Annotated in this window: 11 protein-coding genes; 8 read left to right on the forward strand and 3 right to left on the reverse strand. The window is 39.6% G+C overall.

Going from position 1 to position 17,455, the window contains the following annotated elements; genetic code table 11:
• Nucleotides 1–135 precede the first annotated feature (135 nt).
• The 3 genes from QJ048_RS08960 (at nucleotide 136) to QJ048_RS08970 (ending at nucleotide 3,287) form a co-directional block, all read left to right on the forward strand.
• Entirely contained in the window at nucleotides 136–1,557 is a 1,422-nt protein-coding gene (locus QJ048_RS08960) for a tetratricopeptide repeat protein (RefSeq protein ID WP_282333999.1), read from the forward strand.
• A gap of 210 nt (nucleotides 1,558–1,767) precedes the next feature.
• On the forward strand, nucleotides 1,768–2,541 hold the full coding sequence (locus tag QJ048_RS08965) for a phosphosulfolactate synthase (protein ID WP_282334000.1): 774 nt from the start codon (nucleotides 1,768–1,770) through the stop codon (nucleotides 2,539–2,541).
• Entirely contained in the window at nucleotides 2,541–3,287 is a 747-nt protein-coding gene (locus QJ048_RS08970) for a shikimate dehydrogenase family protein (RefSeq protein WP_282334001.1), read from the forward strand. Before QJ048_RS08965 ends, QJ048_RS08970 begins: the two co-directional genes overlap by 1 nt.
• Nucleotides 3,288–3,432: 145 nt before the next feature.
• Here the strand turns inward: QJ048_RS08970 and QJ048_RS08975 are convergent, their stop codons facing one another.
• A complete protein-coding gene (locus QJ048_RS08975; RefSeq protein WP_282334003.1) occupies nucleotides 3,433–3,828 on the reverse strand; it encodes a c-type cytochrome in 396 nt (131 codons plus the stop codon).
• A gap of 86 nt (nucleotides 3,829–3,914) precedes the next feature.
• Nucleotides 3,915–4,754, reverse strand: a complete 840-nt coding sequence (locus tag QJ048_RS08980) for a dienelactone hydrolase family protein (protein ID WP_282334004.1) — start codon at nucleotides 4,752–4,754, stop codon at nucleotides 3,915–3,917.
• Nucleotides 4,755–5,068: 314 nt separating this feature from the next.
• Here QJ048_RS08980 and pyrG point away from each other — a divergent pair, with 314 nt between their 5' ends.
• The 5 genes from pyrG to QJ048_RS09005 all read left to right on the forward strand — a co-directional run bounded on the left by pyrG (nucleotide 5,069) and on the right by QJ048_RS09005 (nucleotide 12,253).
• Nucleotides 5,069–6,715 (forward strand): CTP synthase, encoded by a 1,647-nt coding sequence (gene pyrG, locus QJ048_RS08985; protein WP_282334005.1) that lies wholly within the window; start codon nucleotides 5,069–5,071, stop codon nucleotides 6,713–6,715.
• A 230-nt stretch (nucleotides 6,716–6,945) separates the two neighbouring features.
• Nucleotides 6,946–8,775 (forward strand): membrane protein insertase YidC, encoded by a 1,830-nt coding sequence (gene yidC, locus QJ048_RS08990; protein ID WP_282334006.1) that lies wholly within the window; start codon nucleotides 6,946–6,948, stop codon nucleotides 8,773–8,775.
• 131 nt (nucleotides 8,776–8,906) lie between these two features.
• Nucleotides 8,907–9,566: a hypothetical protein gene (locus tag QJ048_RS08995; protein WP_282334007.1), complete on the forward strand. Its 660-nt coding sequence runs from the start codon at nucleotides 8,907–8,909 to the stop codon at nucleotides 9,564–9,566.
• A gap of 60 nt (nucleotides 9,567–9,626) precedes the next feature.
• Nucleotides 9,627–10,733 carry a glycosyltransferase gene (locus QJ048_RS09000; protein ID WP_282334008.1) on the forward strand — a complete coding sequence of 369 codons (1,107 nt, stop codon included), beginning with the start codon at nucleotides 9,627–9,629 and terminating at the stop codon, nucleotides 10,731–10,733.
• A 104-nt stretch (nucleotides 10,734–10,837) separates the two neighbouring features.
• Nucleotides 10,838–12,253: an ArnT family glycosyltransferase gene (locus tag QJ048_RS09005; RefSeq protein ID WP_282334009.1), complete on the forward strand. Its 1,416-nt coding sequence runs from the start codon at nucleotides 10,838–10,840 to the stop codon at nucleotides 12,251–12,253.
• An 85-nt stretch (nucleotides 12,254–12,338) separates the two neighbouring features.
• On the opposite strand, the gene porU2 is transcribed toward QJ048_RS09005, so the two are convergent.
• Nucleotides 12,339–17,447, reverse strand: a complete 5,109-nt coding sequence (gene porU2 / locus QJ048_RS09010; RefSeq protein WP_282334010.1) for a putative type IX secretion system sortase PorU2 — start codon at nucleotides 17,445–17,447, stop codon at nucleotides 12,339–12,341.
• Nucleotides 17,448–17,455: the final 8 nt, after the last annotated feature.

The following is a 17,455-nucleotide window of genomic DNA, read 5'->3' on the forward strand; positions in this document are numbered from 1 at the left end:
AGTATAGATTATTTTCTTATTTTTTTAACCTTTCATCAAGAATTTTAATACCTATTTAACGAATCAATCAAAAAATTGTTACAGAAAATTGGGAAATACTTTGGTATTCCCTAACTTACAGTAACCATCCATTACATGAAAGAAAATCCTTACCGCCAAGATAGTGAAGAGCTTCAGGAACTTTTAAAACAGTTCGAGAATCTGAAAAAAGGTAGAAATCACTCTTTTATCAGTGAGGAATCTTTTGAGAAGATCATCGACTATTACGACGACGCCGATAACATCACTGAGGCCATGGAAGCTGCGGAAATTGCGGTCGAACATTTTCCCTTTTCATCGGAATTGCTGGTCAAAAAAGCTGACCTGCTCATTGGTGCCAGAAAATATACCGAAGCATTAGATATTCTTGAGCGTGCTGAACTTTTCGACAGCCGCGACATCAATCTTTATATTTTACGGACGGAGGTTTACCTGGCACTTGATAAACAGGAAAAAGCTGTGGAGCTTCTGGAAAGCGCATTGGATCTTTTCGATGGCGAAGAAAGGATCGAACTACTGTTTGAACTTGCTGATGTATATGACGATTATGAGGAATTTGATAAAATCTTCGATTGCCTGAAATTGATTCTTGAGCAGGAGCCGACAAATGAAGAGGCTCTATACAAGATATGTTTCTGGACCGATTTTACCGGCCGTAACGAAGAGAGTATTCGCCTTCACAATAAAATCATTGAAGACTATCCTTACAACGAGCTGGCCTGGTTCAATCTCGCCGCTTCTTACCAGGGACTGAAACTCTACGAAAAAGCCATTGACGCTTATAAATATGCGGTAACCATCGATGAAAAGTTTGACTATGCATATCGCAATATGGGAGATGCGTATATAAGGCTCCGCAAGTTCAAAGACGCGATCGAGGTACTGGAGAAAGTGCTGGAGCTGTCGAGACCCGAAGATGTAATTTTCGAGGCTTTGGGACATTGCTACGACAGGCTGAATAACTACGCACAGGCCCGCTTCTATTACAGGAAAGCATCCCATCTTAATAATGATGACAGCAAGTTATTTTACAAGATTGCCTGTACTTACATCAACGAAAGCCAATGGACGCAAGCTATCAAGCAACTGGATGCAGCTTTGCAAATTCACCGTAACCAACCGGAGTATAATCTGGCAATGGGTGAATGTAAATTGCAGCTGGGCGAAGTCAAGGACGCGATCATTTATTTCTCAAATGTAGTTAGATCACGACCAAGAAATGTTGCCGGCTGGGAAGCGCTTATTCGTTGTCTCTATTCCGTAAAGTACTACGAAGAGGCATTGGAGCAAGTATTGGCGGCCATCAAGCATACAGAAGGAAAATCTATCTTCATATACTACTTAAGTGCTATTTATTTTGCCATGGGCAAATCACGTGAAGGTTTGCTTCAACTTGAAAAGGCAATCCACGTTTCTCCTAAAAAAATAAAACTGTTTGTTGAACTGAATCCTGCCATTCTTCAAAATCAGCAAGTGGTAGATGTTATCGCGAGGTACAAACGCAATAAGAACTTTTAGCCAATTGAAAATGGAGAGTTGAAAATTGAAAATGAAGTATGACCGCGGTCATACTAAAGAATATTTGCGGCCAAAAAACCTAAATTCTTAATTTCTAGTGCATAATTCTCTCAAAATCTACCTTAAGTATTAACAATTTGGAATTTTTCATTCGCCATTGTTTCCTATTTTTGCGCTCGTTTGTATTTAATACACAGTCAAAAGCAGTAAATGAATTTCAATTTATCGCAGATTCCTGAAAGAATTCAACAGCCCAGGCAGAATGGTTTAACGATGGTGATGGACAAGGGGCTTAGTATAGAAGAAACCCGCAACTTTTTGAGCATAGCGAAACCACACGTGGACATCGTAAAACTCGGTTTCGGAACTTCGTTTGTTACGCCTAACCTTAAAGAGAAACTGGAAGTTTACCGGGCTGCCGGAATGCCAGTTTATTTTGGAGGTACACTGTTCGAGGCATTCTTAGTAAGAAACCAGTTCCAAGACTATATTGATGTGTGCAAAGAATATGGTGTTGCATTTATGGAGGTGAGCGATGGTTCTATCACCATTCCTCATGCTGAAAAATGCGGGTATATTGAAAAATTAACCAAACACGGTACGGTGTTAAGTGAAGTTGGTAGTAAAGATGCCGCTCACATTATCCCTCCTTATAAATGGATCGAATTGATGCGCTCCGAGCTTGATGCTGGTGCTACATACGTAATCGCAGAAGCACGTGAGGCTGGTAACGTAGGTATCTACAGAGGTTCTGGTGAGGTGCGTGAAGGTCTTGTTCAGGAAATCCTTACACAGATACCTGAAGAAAAAATCCTTTGGGAAGCTCCGCAAAAAGCACAACAGTTGTACTTTATTGAATTGATCGGTTGCAATGTAAACCTTGGTAACATCGCTCCTTCTGAAGTTATTTCACTGGAAGCAATGCGTATTGGTTTGCGTGGCGATACTTTCCACCTATTCTTAAATAAAGAAACCGTTCAATAATGAGGCTTTTTGGTTTGATCGGTTTTCCTTTGGGCCATTCTTTTTCTCAAAAATTTTTCACAGAAAAATTTGAAAGAGAAGGCATAAAGAACTGCTCTTACCAAAACTTTCCTCTTAGTTCCATAGATCAGTTAAAAGACCTGCTGGCAACGCATTCCAATCTGGAAGGTTTTAATATTACTATCCCTTACAAAGAGCAGGTATTGCCATTTATTGATCAGCAAACCGACGCTGTTCAAAAGATAGGCGCCTGCAATTGCGTAAAAATTGTGGATGGTAAATTGATCGGCTACAACACAGATGTAAAAGGTTTTGAAGTATCACTGAAAAAAAAGCTGAGGCCAGAACACAACACTGCTTTAGTATTGGGAACCGGCGGTGCCGCAAAGGCTGTTGTCTATGCATTGCAACAGCTTAATATTTCTTATAAAATTGTAAGCAGAAAAGCAAACCCTGAAGCTAACATTATCAGCTATGCGCAATTAACCAATGGTGTTATCGCTGCTCACAAATTAATTGTAAATACGACTCCTCTCGGAACATACCCCAACGTGAATGAATGTGCGGATATTCCTTACGGAGCACTTACTCCTGATCATTACTTGTTTGACTTAGTGTACAATCCTTCCAAAACATTGTTCCTGCAAAAAGGCGAAGCCCAAGGCGCTACGATTGAGAATGGACATGAGATGTTGGAGATACAGGCCGAAGAAGGATGGAAGATTTGGAACGGCAATTCAATTTGATGATTTGAAAATTTGGAAATGCCTTTAGATGCAGTTTTCATTGCAAAACATTAACTCTCTGACTTTTTAAGAGTTAATTAATAACTCCGTATGCTAAAAACAATGCATTTTCAAATTTTCAAATCATCAAATTTTCAAATTGGCTCTATTTGTTTCTCAACGATAATACATACTTCACCATTTCTTTTGCATCAGCTTCAGAAAGGTTTGGATGCGGAGTCATTGGAATTTCGCCCCAATTTCCTTTACCTCCAGCAATAACTTTTTTGGCTAGCAATTCAACTGTGGCATCGTTGTTCTCGTATTTGTTGGCAACGTCTCTGTAAGCAGGCCCTGTAGTCTTTTCGTCTACTTTGTGGCAGGTAAGGCAATCAGATTGCGCGATCAGATTAATAGCCTTTTCATTTTCTGCAGAAGGTGCTGTGTTCGTTGTAGCTGCAGCCGGATCAGTGGATTTAGCATCCGAAGCTTTAGTTTCCGTACTGTTGTTACAACTGTAAATAGCTGCAAGGGCTAAAATTCCCACAAAAAGTTTTTTCATCAGTGTGTTTTGTTTTTAAGTTGAATGGGTTTTGTAAATATATAGCAATTTCTAAATGAAAGGGTGAGGGCGAATTCAATTTGCCCCTACTTAATTCTTTCTTTAAAAAAACTGATCATTTTTTTGTGCGCATCTTCTGTCGCTTCTTTATTAAAATCAGGATTGCTTGGGTTTGCAAAACCATGCGTCGCATCATATCTGTTTACTATTAATTTCTTGTTTGCCTTCTTCATATTCTCCACAAATTCATCCACCATTGCAGGGCTCGGCCATTTGTCTTTATTACCGAAGAACCCGATTACATCTGCGTTCAACGTTTTTAATTTCTCAACATCTTTTTCCGGTGCACCGTAATACATAGCGCATCCACGTAGCTGAGTGCCAGCCATCAAAGCGGCCTGCAAGCTCCAGCCGCCGCCGAAGCACCAGCCAACGGTAAATATTTTTGCACCTGTTCCTACGTAAGAATAAACGCCCTTAATAATTGCCGTCGCTCTTTCTGTGGTTACTGTTTGCATTATTTTGGAAGCGTCTTCACGAGTTGTAGCCACTTGTTTATCGTAGAGGTCTATGGCAATGGCATTCGCGCCAAGTTCATTTGCCAGTTTTTCTGTTTCCTGTTTTATATAATCATTTAGTCCCCACCATTCATGCACTACTATCAGATAGTAAGGAGTCTTTTTTGCTGCTGCCACTTCCCATGCATGCGCTTCTTTTCCATCACTTGTTTTGTAATAGATATCCTTCCCTGTGGCAGTTTTGTAAACGAAAGGCAGAGGCTCCGGATGCGAAGCAACAAAAGCCTTATCGTTGCCATTTTGAGCATACGCTTCGGTAGCAGAAGCAGTGCAGCAATTCGTTGCAGTTTGGGACATGCCCAATGCAGGCATTAAGATTACCAGCAATGTGAATATTTTTCTTTTCATAAAACTTAACAATGTGTTGTGGAGACTGAGTTTCAGACAAATATTAAACGTTTTGGACAGACTTGCAAGCAAATTTTCCACACAAAAAAACTATACCAATTGCCTTGTGTTAAATTATTGTATCTTTGCATGACCTCACGGAGAATTTCTCATTTCTTCCGCCGGTCACAAGGCAAAGACAAATAATATTAATTAAGACTGGTTCAAAGCATGGTGTTGATTTATTAGGCTTTTTTAAGCCGCATATTTCAATAGCAGGTCTTATTTTATTTATTCTTTGCCCAAAAGACAGAAAACGAATCAATTATAAGAATATGGCTAAGTTTATTTTTGTAACCGGAGGTGTTACGTCGTCGTTAGGAAAAGGAATTATTGCTGCTTCGCTGGCAAAATTGCTGCAAGCAAGAGGATTAAAAGTAACTATTCAAAAATTCGATCCATACATCAATGTGGATCCAGGTACTTTAAATCCTTATGAGCATGGTGAGTGCTATGTAACAGAAGATGGCGCCGAAACCGATCTTGACCTTGGCCACTATGAAAGATTCCTGAATATTTACACATCACAGGCCAACAACGTAACTACAGGCCGTATTTATCAAACAGTAATTAACAAGGAAAGAGAAGGTGCTTACCTGGGGAAAACCGTACAGGTTGTTCCTCACATCACCGATGAGATCAAGCGCAGAATGCTTTTGCTTGGAAACAAAGGTTACGATGTGGTAATTACAGAGCTTGGCGGTACCGTTGGTGACATTGAAAGCTTACCATTTATAGAAGCTGTACGTCAGTTGCAGTGGGAACTTCCTGAAGAAGATTGTCTTGTCGTTCACCTGACGTTGATCCCTTACTTAAGAGCAGCAAAAGAATTAAAAACCAAACCAACCCAGCACAGCGTAAGAATGCTGAGCCAGGAAGGCGTTCATCCGGATATTATTGTGTGCAGAACTGAAGAGCAACTTAGCCCTGAGATCAGGAAGAAAGTGGCCCTTTTCTGTAATGTAAAACCAGAGGCTGTAATTGAAGCAGCGGATGCTCCTACCATTTACGAAGTGCCTTTGGCAATGATGAGAGAGAAACTTGATCTTATTTGCTTGCGCAAATTGAAGATCACAAACTATGCAGATCCTGATCTTACAAAATGGAAAGAATTTTTGGATAAATTGAAATATCCGAAAGCAAAAGTTACCATTGGTTTGATCGGTAAATATATTGAGCTGCAGGATGCTTACAAATCAATTCTGGAGGCGTTTGTACACGCAGGTGCGGTGAACGAGTGCAAAGTGAACATTGTAAACGTGCATAGTGAGTTTATTACTGAAGAAAATGTGGCTGAAAAGCTTGGCAACCTTGATGGTTTGCTGGTTGCACCAGGTTTTGGTCTTCGCGGTATTGAAGGTAAGATCACTGCTGTGAAATATGCAAGAGAAAAAGGTTTGCCTTTCTTTGGCATTTGTTTGGGTATGCAAATGAGCGTTATTGAATTCGCAAGAAACGTGTTGAATTTGAAGGACGCACATTCTACCGAAATGAATGAAAAAACGCCTGACCCGGTTATCGACTTAATGGAAACCCAGAAAGAAGTAACGGCGAAAGGTGGTACTATGAGATTGGGCTCCTACCCTTGCGAAATTAAAAAAGGAACACTTGCTGAAACTATTTACGGCAGTACAGAAATTACTGAAAGGCACAGGCACCGTTGGGAATTCAACAACGCATATTTGGAGAAATTTGAACAAGCTGGTATGGTTGCCAGTGGTAAAAATCCTGAGACGGGCCTTGTTGAAATTGTTGAGTTGCCAAATCATCCGTTCTTTATCGGCGTACAATATCACCCTGAACTGAAAAGTACTGTGGAAAATCCGCATCCGCTTTTTGTTCATTTTATTAAAGCCGCAAAAGAAAGCGTTGAAAAAAAGGAAGTTTCTAAGACGCCGCATTTGCAGAGCGAAATGATATAAGTTGTGAGTTTTGAGTGATGAGTTTTGAGTTGTCGCCACAAGGCGTTAGGCATTGGGCATTAGGCTTTGGGCAATTCATCTCCATCAATACTCACAATCAGCTGTTTTACAAGCCATTAAGCAAAACGATTCAAGTTGTTAAGAATTGTTTACTTAATGGCTTTTGTTTATCATATTATCGGGTTACTCTACAGCAATCCCCTATCTTTGCACCTCAATTTTTCTAAAAAATGGATCGTAATACTATTATCGGCTTTGTATTATTAGCTGGTCTTCTCTTCGCTTATCTTTTTATCTCAACAAAGAACACACATGAACTGGAGGCAAAAAAGAAAGTTGTTGAAGATTCAATCGCAAGAGTTGAACTTGCAAAAAAGAGAGCAGAAGCAGCTGCTGACACTACTCACACTTTAACTGTAGCATCGGCAGACAGTGGTTTTAACAGCGCAACTGCTGTTGCAGAACAACTGGTTACAGTGGAAAACGAATTGGTAAAAGTTGTTCTTACAAGCAAAGGAGGTATTCCTAAAACTGTAGAACTAAAAAAATACAACTCTTTTCAAAATCAACCTGTGAAATTGGTTGATGGCGATAAAGATGTTATTTCTTACGCTGTTAATGCAAACAACGCAGGCAAACAAACAACTGATCTTTATTTCAAACCCGGCCAGGTTACAAAAGCGGCTGATGGCAGTCAAACTGTTTCTTTCGTTGTGAATGGTGGTAATGGCGAGGTGATCACTCACCAATACACGTTGAAACCAGGCAGCTATTTCATAGATTTCAATATTGGTTTGCAAGGCGCAGATAAATTGCTTTCTCAAAATTCTTTCAATCTTTTGTGGCAATCTCAATTGGTACAACAAGAGAAAGATCTGGATTATGAAAAACAACAATCACAATTGTGCTTCGTACAAGATGGCGATTTTGACTACCACAACATCCACTCAACGGACATAAAGAAATTTGAAAAACCAATTAGCTGGTTAAGTGCGAAACAACACTTTTTCAACACAGCAATTATTGCAAAAAACAATTTTGACGGTGGCCAGGTAGATTGGGCAGCTCCTACTTCTGACACAGTGAAAGAACTTTCTTTAGTGAAAGCAAACTTCAATACAAAAGTAGCTCCGGGCCCAACAGCTAACATCCAGCTACAATTGTACTATGGTCCAAACGACTATAAAATTTTGCGTAACAGCGGTGTAAAGAAAATGGACAAGATCATTAACCTTGGCCAAAGTCTTTACGCGTTCGTTCGTCCGATCAACCAATACATCATCATGCCGGTGTTTGACTTCTTCAAAGGTTTTGTTGCAAGCTATGGTGTTGTTATTTTGTTGCTTACACTTTTCATCCGTTTGCTCACCTCTCCGCTTGTTTACTCAAGCTACCTGAGCGGTGCAAAAATGAAAGCGCTTCGTCCTGAAATTGATGTTATCAGAAAAAAACATGGCGACGACCAACAGCAGTTTGGCATGGAGCAAATGAAATTGTTCCGTGAAGCGGGTGTAAATCCATTGGGCGGTTGTATTCCTGCATTGCTGCAGATCCCTATCTTCTTTGCGTTGTATAGTTTCTTTAACTCAAACATAGCATTGCGTGGAGAAAGCTTCCTGTGGGCAAAAGATCTTTCTGTATATGATACGATCATCAGCTTTGGTGTAAAAATTCCTTTGCTGGGAGATCATATCAGCTTGTTCACCTTGCTTGCCGTTATAACCAGCTTCCTGATCTCATTGTACGGTATGTCCAACACTCCGGATCAAAATAACCCGGCGCTAAAATACATGCCTTATATTTTCCCATTCATGCTTCTGTTTATCTTCAACAAACTTCCATCAGCGTTGACATGGTACTATACAGTTTCAAACGTGATTACATTGATCCTTCAGTTTGTGATCCAGAATTACATTATCAATCATGAAAAAATTCTGGCGAAACTGGAAGAAAACCGTAAGAAGCCTAAATCAAAATCGAAATGGCAGGAAAGGATGGAACAAATGCAGGAAACGCAGAAAAGAGTACAGGATATGCAGCAAAAAAATAAAGGAAAATAATAAATCATAGATTTTCAATAAAAAAGACCTTCTTCGAATTAGAAATTCAGAAGGTCTTTCTTATTTTTAGAAGGCAACTATATACTTACTAACATCGTCTAAGCAAAAAGGATATCATCCCAGTGATTATCATGAAACGAATAAATGTTCTAATAACTTTTGTTTTACTCATTACAACCTTGCATTCTGTTGCCCAGAAAAAAGTTTCTGACCTCACCCTCGTATACGATGCTGTGATTAGTACCGGGACATCTGAACCCAAGCTGGCCGATGCGTTTGACGGATCTACCACTACAATATATTTGAAATCTAACCTGAGCCGCACCGAAATGGTAAGCGCACTTGCTTCTTTTACAACTATTTATAACGGGCAAACGGGCAATGCCGTCATTCTTGAAGAGGTCAACGGCCAAAAGCTGCTCATCAAAATGAACGCGGAGAACTGGAAGGAAAAGAACAAAAAATACGCTGATATTAGGTTTGTTGACTCTACAGAAACGAAAGTGATTGCAGGATATAAGTGTAAAAAGGCAGTCGCTCAATTAAACGATGGCACTTCTTTCGTGGTTTATTACACAACTGATATTCTTCCTGAAAACATGGATTTCAATTACCAGTTTAGAAACCTGAAGGGACTTCCTTTGGCATATGAAGTAACGCAGGGTAATCTCAAAATAGCTTACACCGTTTCGTCTATAAGTTTGAATCCGGTACCTTCCACAAAGTTTGATATTCCCAAAAGCGGATACAGGGAAATGACTTATGATGAGAGTAAAAAGCTTGGAATGTAACTACTTTCGCTTTTTAGTGAATTTGTAATAGCACCATGCTTAATCAAGCAATATTGATTTGTGAAAAAAAGAATTCTATTTCTTATTGGAGATGATCCCAACTATGATCAGAGAATGCAAAAAACATGTGCATCCCTGGCCAGCAACAATTATGATGTGCTGTTGGTAGGCATAGCAAGATCGAAAAATGTAAAGCCTTTATTGTCTCAACCCTTCGAGCAGCGGCGGTTCCGCGTATTTTCAAAAAAAGGCTTTTGGCTATTTGCCGAAATCAATTTCCGTTTGTTCTTTAATCTATTGTTCACCCGGTGTGATGCGATCTGTTGTATTGACCTGGACACAATAATGCCGGGCTATTTTCTGTCCATTTTGAAGAGAAAAAAAATGGCACACGACGCACATGAGCTTTTTTGTGAAATGCCGAGTATCGCATTAAGACCCCGTATTCACAAATTTTGGAAGCGCATCGAAAAAACATTTTTACCAAAATTTAAAAACGGCTATACGGTAAATGAGAGTCTTGCTAAAGAGTACAATACAATGTACGGGCTATCTTACCAAGTGATAATGAACGCCGCAGTTTTAAATAAAAACGATGATGTTCAGGAAGTCAAGGATAAAAAGCTTTTACTATATCAGGGCGCCATACAAACAGGAAGAGGCATTGAATATCTTATTCAGGCCATGAAATATATTGACGCCCAACTGGTGATTTGTGGCAGAGGAGATTTTTTTGAGGCAGCAAAACAATTAACGACAGAACTGGGGCTAAAAGAAAAAATTGATTTCAAAGGCTATGTTTTCCCTGAAGATTTGAAGATGATAACCAGGAGAGCTTACATTGGTTTAAACATGCTTTTAGCGGAAGGTAAAAGTTACTATTTGTCTCTTTCCAATCGCACATTTGATTATATGCATGCATTAACACCTCAGATCGCGATGGAACTGCCTGAGTACGCACACATTAACAGCGAGTATGAAGTGGCACTTTTAATAAAAGAGCTATCAGTTGAAAACATCGTTTCCGCCATCCGGCTTTTAATGCAGGATGAAGCTTTGTACAGGCGGTTGCAACAGAACTGCAAACGGGCCCGACTGCAATACAATTGGCAATATGAGGAAAAGAAATTGCTTTCGTTTTATAACAATCTATTCAAAGCTGATTAAAAGCTCATGTCACGGTTATGGATATCCCAAAAGCTTTGGTTAACCCAATTCACTTTATTAATTAAATTTACCCCAAAAAAACACACTTTTCCAAGTTATAGATTATGATAAAAGCTAAAGAAAATTATGTTTTACTAGTAGCCATTGTAGCATTTATAATCGGAAAAGTATTTTTATTACACACCTATTTTTTTTGGGACAGCACAGAGGCAATGTCGGTTCCGGCTAATTATTTATACGATAACAATTTCAGCAATTTCAATTACCCCAATGGTGTTGCAGATCCTCCCCTCATTCATTTTATTTTAGCTTTGAGTTGGAAAATATTCGGACGCAGTCTTGTAACATCTCATATCATTCTTGGCCTTTTTTCAGTTGGGTGTTTTTACCAGGTGTTTTTGTTTTGTAAAAAAAATGCGTCGATAAAGATCGCTGTCGCTTTTGTTTTTTTGCTGATGATATTAGATGCCTCTTTTTTAACGCAGACATCATTATTGTTTCCCGATATTTTCCTGTTATTCTTTTCTTTTTTGAGTATTAATCTGTATCAAAAAAAAGAGCAGTTCTTATTATCCCTTTCGCTTCTGTTCTTATCATTGTGCAGCCTACGTGCCTCTGCCATTTGTGGCGCCATCGGCCTGGCTATTTTCTTTTATGAATTGGCAACAGATAAAAACAAAGCACCGCTGAAAGTTTTCAAAAGATCTATAGTTCCTTTTCTTCCGTCTATTGTAGCAATCGCAATATTCTTTGCCACAAAAAAAATAACTACCGGCTCCTTTTTTATCCAGGATAACACTATGTGGAAAGACAGTTGGAAGCTGGCAAGCGCCAAACAATTCCTAAAAAATATCAGAGGCGTTATCAGATTCATGCTCGATAACGGAACAATTGTTAGCTGGATCGCCCTGGCTTTCCTGTGGTTTAATTTAAAGGACAAGAAGAACTTCCTGAAAGAAAGCCGGTTCGTAATCTATCTCTTTGTTGCTACATTATTTGTAATGAGCCTGCTTACCTTGCCTTTCACCAATATGTTTGGCAAAAGGTATTTCATATTGCCCTGTATAGTCTTAAACTTTCTTGCAGGTAAAATGGCTTTCGACGTTTTGAAAAGAAATGCAGCTATTAAAGTTTGCATACTTATGCTTGCTGGCATGATATCCAGTCATTTTTGGAAGTATCCTGAACGTTTTTCCACGGCGTGGGATTGCACACTTGGCCATTTGCCTTATTATCACCTGCGGCAACAAGCGATCGATTATGTTAAGGAGAACAATATAGATCCTTCGACAATGAGTTTCTTTTTTCCAGCATCACAAAAAGGAAAGTATACTGAACTGAATGATGGCGAAATGTCTTTCGCAAATTTGGATCTTTCCAAAAATATGTATGCGACCTGCAGTAATATTTCAAACAGGGACATTACGTTAAACAACCAAATAACCAATCACTGGCAATTGATAAAGGAATTTTCTGATTGCGGTATTTACATCAGGATATATAAGAATCCTGCAAGGTAAGTTTTGAGTTTTGAGTCGTGAACCAGAAAATAAATACAAAAGCGTCCCGGTTAAAGGACGCTTTCGTATTTTGAATCTTTATTTCTTATCTCATTAAATACATTTTTCCATAGCCGCTATTGAAGAACTTGTCTGTATCGTCTCCTTTAGCTTTGTATTTATCCATTTTCTTTCCATCCAAAGTTGTTACTACGCGATAAATGTAAACGCCGTTTGCCAGGCGCTGGCCAAACTGATCAGTTCCATCCCATTTAAACTCTGTAATGTTCCTACCAATGTGCAGTGGACCGAGTTCATCTTTCGTAATTTCTCTGACTACTTTTCCTGTTATCGTTAATATCTGGATCTTAAACTGCTGCGGAATTTCGCTTCCCGTAATCGTAAATACAAACGCCGTTGAAGTAGTAAACGGATTCGGATAGTTGAGCAGATTAGAGATCATTGGTTTACTGATTACAGTAAAACCAATTCTGTAATCAACCTGCCCCGCTGCGTTGCCGCTCTTATCCTTTCCGGATAATATCAGTTCGTAATTGTCGCCATCGCTACTGTAAGAATTTTCAAATGATGGCGTAAACTCTATGCTGGCCGTATTGTCTGATGCACTTTGAGCCGGTATGAATCGCAGGGTATCGTTGTCATATTTGTATGAACGAATTTCGCCAGGGGTAATACCTCCATCGGGACTTGGGAACTTCACTCTTACTTTTAGCAGCGATGTATCGTTCAACAATAAATACTTCGCATTGTCCTTAAGCTTTATAAGAATATGAGGTTTCGCGGAAACGATATCCTGGTTCAAAATGTGTACACCGTCAAAGGTTACATCCATCATCGGATTGGTATTATCTCCCTTCACATAAAAGTTCTTGTAGAAGAAGTTATTATACAAATACGCTTCAGGCTGGTTAAAATCCGGATTGAAGTTTACATACATTGTATTGTTTCCGCTGAAGTCTTTTGTATCAACATCATACTTTAACGTAACGGTGTCCCCTGCTATCAAAGGCTTCGTTTTAGGGAGTGATATAACGTGAGCTACATTGTCCTTATCTGTAACCGTCATTTTCACCAGGATGCTGTCAAACTTCGTTTGGCTAATGTTTTTAAAAGCCACGGCCAGAGGCACTTTTTCGCCTATATCAAGTGTATCCTTAAACTTGAAGTACATGTTTGCTGCAATTGCCCCTTCCGGAACAGGATCATAGTTTACTCTCCAATATTTTAGCTGATATGGTGTGATCGACACAGAATCCTTCGTGTACATTCTAAACTTGAGATTAGGATAACTCTTTGCGTCGATGGACGAAATATCCACATCAGCGTCTGAAGTTTGCAACGTTTTAAGTAAGGTCTCATTGTTATTATTATCCACTCCTATCAGCTGCACAGTTACACTATCCTTGGAGGGAGTTTCTGTACTATTACCGCGCCAATGAAATTGTTTCCAGGCTTTTGCCGGACCAAAGGTTGGTGAAACCACGTCTCCTTCATAGTCCTCGATCTGACCTGTTGCAGACAAAGTCACATGGTCAGACGTACCGATACTAAATGCACTCTTTGCAACAAACGAAGGATCATTATTTCTGTAAATTAATATAAATGTTCTGACCGCGTTGAATGAGTCAATATTAATAAATCCTTCTTGCAGTAATTTATGGTAAAGAGATTTGTTATGGCCCAGTACTGTTGTATCATCTTGCCAGTTTTTTGCGTAAGTAACGCCAGTGGTACCATACACAAAGGGAGCTCCCATTGACACTCTGACAACCACATATGCTTTATCGGGAATTGAATTGAGGAAATTATATGCGTTTATTCTTCCTGTTGGGCTACTTATATCATATTGGAAGTTATATAATCTGTCAGCTCCACAAAGTGGTTTTGAATTATAAAGCCCGCTCGGATTTTTCCACAATTTAAATGTAATCGGATCGAAAACATTGAATACAATCCCGAAACCACATGCGTTCTGAATAAACAAGTTTCTTGAAGAACCCATAACAAAATCTGCCGGTCCTTGCCATGCATCACCCAGCACACCGCTTGTAACATCCATCGTAACAGAACTGCTTGCATATTGCCAGGCTCTGTTGGAGTTTATCGACATCGAATCAGCTGCTGATTCCTGATGTTGATAATAGTGGGATTGGTTGAATCCTGGCGTACTGTTGCTTAAATAGATAAAAGAGAACATGTTCCAGTGATACTGATCTCCCGCTTGCGGAACAATGGACACACGCCAATAATACACAACACTATCCAGATAATTTAATCCCGAGTTAAACTCAATAACTCCACCCACACTGTTCAATTTAACCTGACGCTTCATCCCAGAATTAAACAATGCTGTGGTATCAATTTCCATCACATAATCTCTTGCTTCGCTAAAAGGATTTGATGTGGATGCATACAGCTTTTGACCTTGCGTATTTACAATTGAATAGTTATATGGATAAGCTGGTCTTGCTTCGTCTTCATAAATGAAAAACTCCTTTGTTATACTGTTGTTTGATTCCGATACTTCGTCTACCACGTTGTCTGCGTCGATGGTGATGACAACCTTATTCGTTCCTTTATCTTTTGAAGCAATAATAGGAATAGGAACTGTTACAGAATCGCTGTAATAAATACCTTTCATTTTTTGCCTGTACAGCACAGTTGATGTTCCGTCGGCGTGAATATGTTTTACTTCAAGAGTGATGGAATCTTTAACGGCTTTTCCCAGGTTATACAATCTTATAAACGCTTTACAGTTTCCTTCAGCCAGAGAAATAAATGACGGCGTTATCAGCACCTGCGGGTCCTCAATTACATAATCTGGCTTAGGTTGAAAATTGAATTTAATTGCCGGGTCCCCATGTATTAATATCTGCTCTGCGTGAAAACGTGAATAAAAGTCTTGTTGGCTCAGATAGGACGCTTTTAGAGCTTCCCTATTTATAATTCCAAGCGATTGCGCATAGTTTTTAGAACGCACGTCATCACTAAAATTTATGAGGTAAGGATGTAAATATTGAACTATACCATAGTGTGTACTGGCGACAAAAGCAATAGCACCACGTTGTTTCGCCAATGTGAATTTTTCCGAGATCGTCTCCAACGTTGTTAAACGGGAGTAAGTAAGTGAGAAATCATTCCCTGCATTACAACCACTCACTGAAAAGATAGGATATTTACCGGCGTTATTGTAATTCTGAGGATCGCTTAAATTAAATGCTAATGAAGTCGACGCTGAGTGGCCAAAATACGTTAGCAAACTCATTCCGTTTTCAAACAAATTCGAGATTGTTTGCGCCACATCCTGCCCCGCATTGTTTATCGTAGTTTTACAGAATACAGTCACTTTTGTTCCGGCTAATGTGTCCTCAATAATATTTTTGTAAATACCCACATACTGACACAACAAAGGACCGGTTAAATCATCATCTGCGCCCGTAAGCTCAAGCACGTTCTTCATCCAAAGTTTATCAGCAATAGTATTTTGCGCTGTCCGCTGCTGCGTTTCATACTCTACAAGTTTCTGCAAATAATCCTCCACCTCTTTTCCGGTAATAACAGAAAGGCGGCCGATGGGAACCGTTACAATCGGAGAAGTAACCCCATTTGCACTCAGCATATTGTCCGAGGCCGGATTACCAAACGTTGGAACCAGGCATAATTGGCTCAAAAGCGTACTTCCCAGATTAGGGGTCGCTTCCGCGTAGTTAACCCCTTTACCAATCAATAAAACATCTTTCGGAACTGTTGTAAACTTGTTCCTTGCAAATGCTATAAAATTTTTTACAGAAGACGGATGATATGTAATGCCGTAAGCGAACTGATCTGTCAGCTCATTAATGTCAGCCACCTTTGCATTAAAACTTCCCCCATTAACGGAGCTTCTATAATTAGCATAGTCCTGAACAGGATTGTTACTACTCGAACCCGTATACAAAACAGGGTTGCTGACGATCAGAAAATCCCCTTGGTTTACAGCTTTTGAATAGTCAACAAATTGTCTGGGAGTAAGTGTACTTATAGTTGCAAATTGCCCACCAGCCTGGCTTGCCAAAATGAATGTTGAAATGGTGGAAGAAGGAGGCAGTAAAAACTTTACCTTACCTGCTGTAGCTATATCACCAACATATCTCTTTTGAGTTGTGATATCCAACAAAACCGGGGCCACATTGCCCGTATTAAAGTTGGTTATTTCAAGATAATAGCCGTTGCTGTTAGGAGCAAGATTAAACTGAAAATTGTCTGATACGCCGCCGAAGTTGAATTGTCTCGGATAAGTAAGTTCATAAAACGAAACAACTACTCTATCGTTAGCGCTGTCAGCAGCATTATAAAAAGAAACTGTAGTTGAAGCAGTATTAAAATTTGAAAGTGGGACCGTTGCAGTTCGCACAACATCAGATTCCAGGGTTAATTGTGAAGAGCTTACAACACTGTTGTTGACCTTCACATCAAGTCTGCGACTGTAGCGCATATTGTTACCGAACGCTCCATATTTTATCGAGCCGTCGGGTGCACCACTTCCTGAATATAAAAACATATTGTTTAATGCAGGCGCATTATAGGTAGCTTTTGTTCCAATATCAGCTGTGCTCCAGAACTCGCCCTGGTCATAAGAAGATGAATATACAAACTCGCCTACGTCCTGGTAGAAGCCGGGATTAATTTTGTCTTTAAAATAGCCGCCCAGCGTGCACATGAAGTATGGCTCAACTGGTAAGGCTGGATTGCTTACATCATTATTCAATGTGTTATAACGGGCATTGGCAGCAACATTCGGACGAACTAATAAAAAATATGTTCCAGCATCCTCAAAAAGACTTACAGCTGTTGAATGCTGGTATACCGGATCTCTATATAATTGTTTATCGGGAACACCATCATTTGTAGTTGCCCAAAATTCAATGTACCCATTGGCAGGAAGCTTTCCTGTTGCAGATGATGTATATAAGGGAACTTCTTTCCCGTTTTTGTACAGCGCATAGTCCTCTGCGTTAGCACCGTCTATGCCCGCAGTTGCCAATGTAGAAACCGGAATGCGGTACAACCCGGTTTTGTACACTTTGAACTTGTAATAAGTTTTAGTAAAATCTATCCATTCGTTGCCATATTGTTGGGCCATCGTGGCAAAGCAAAGCATTACCAAAAGCAGTGTTAAGCAGTTCCTTTTATGACAACCTGTCTTTTTTTGCATAGTAAATA

The organism is Pinibacter soli, from assembly GCF_029961145.1.
GTDB classification, from domain to species: domain Bacteria; phylum Bacteroidota; class Bacteroidia; order Chitinophagales; family Chitinophagaceae; genus Pinibacter; species Pinibacter soli.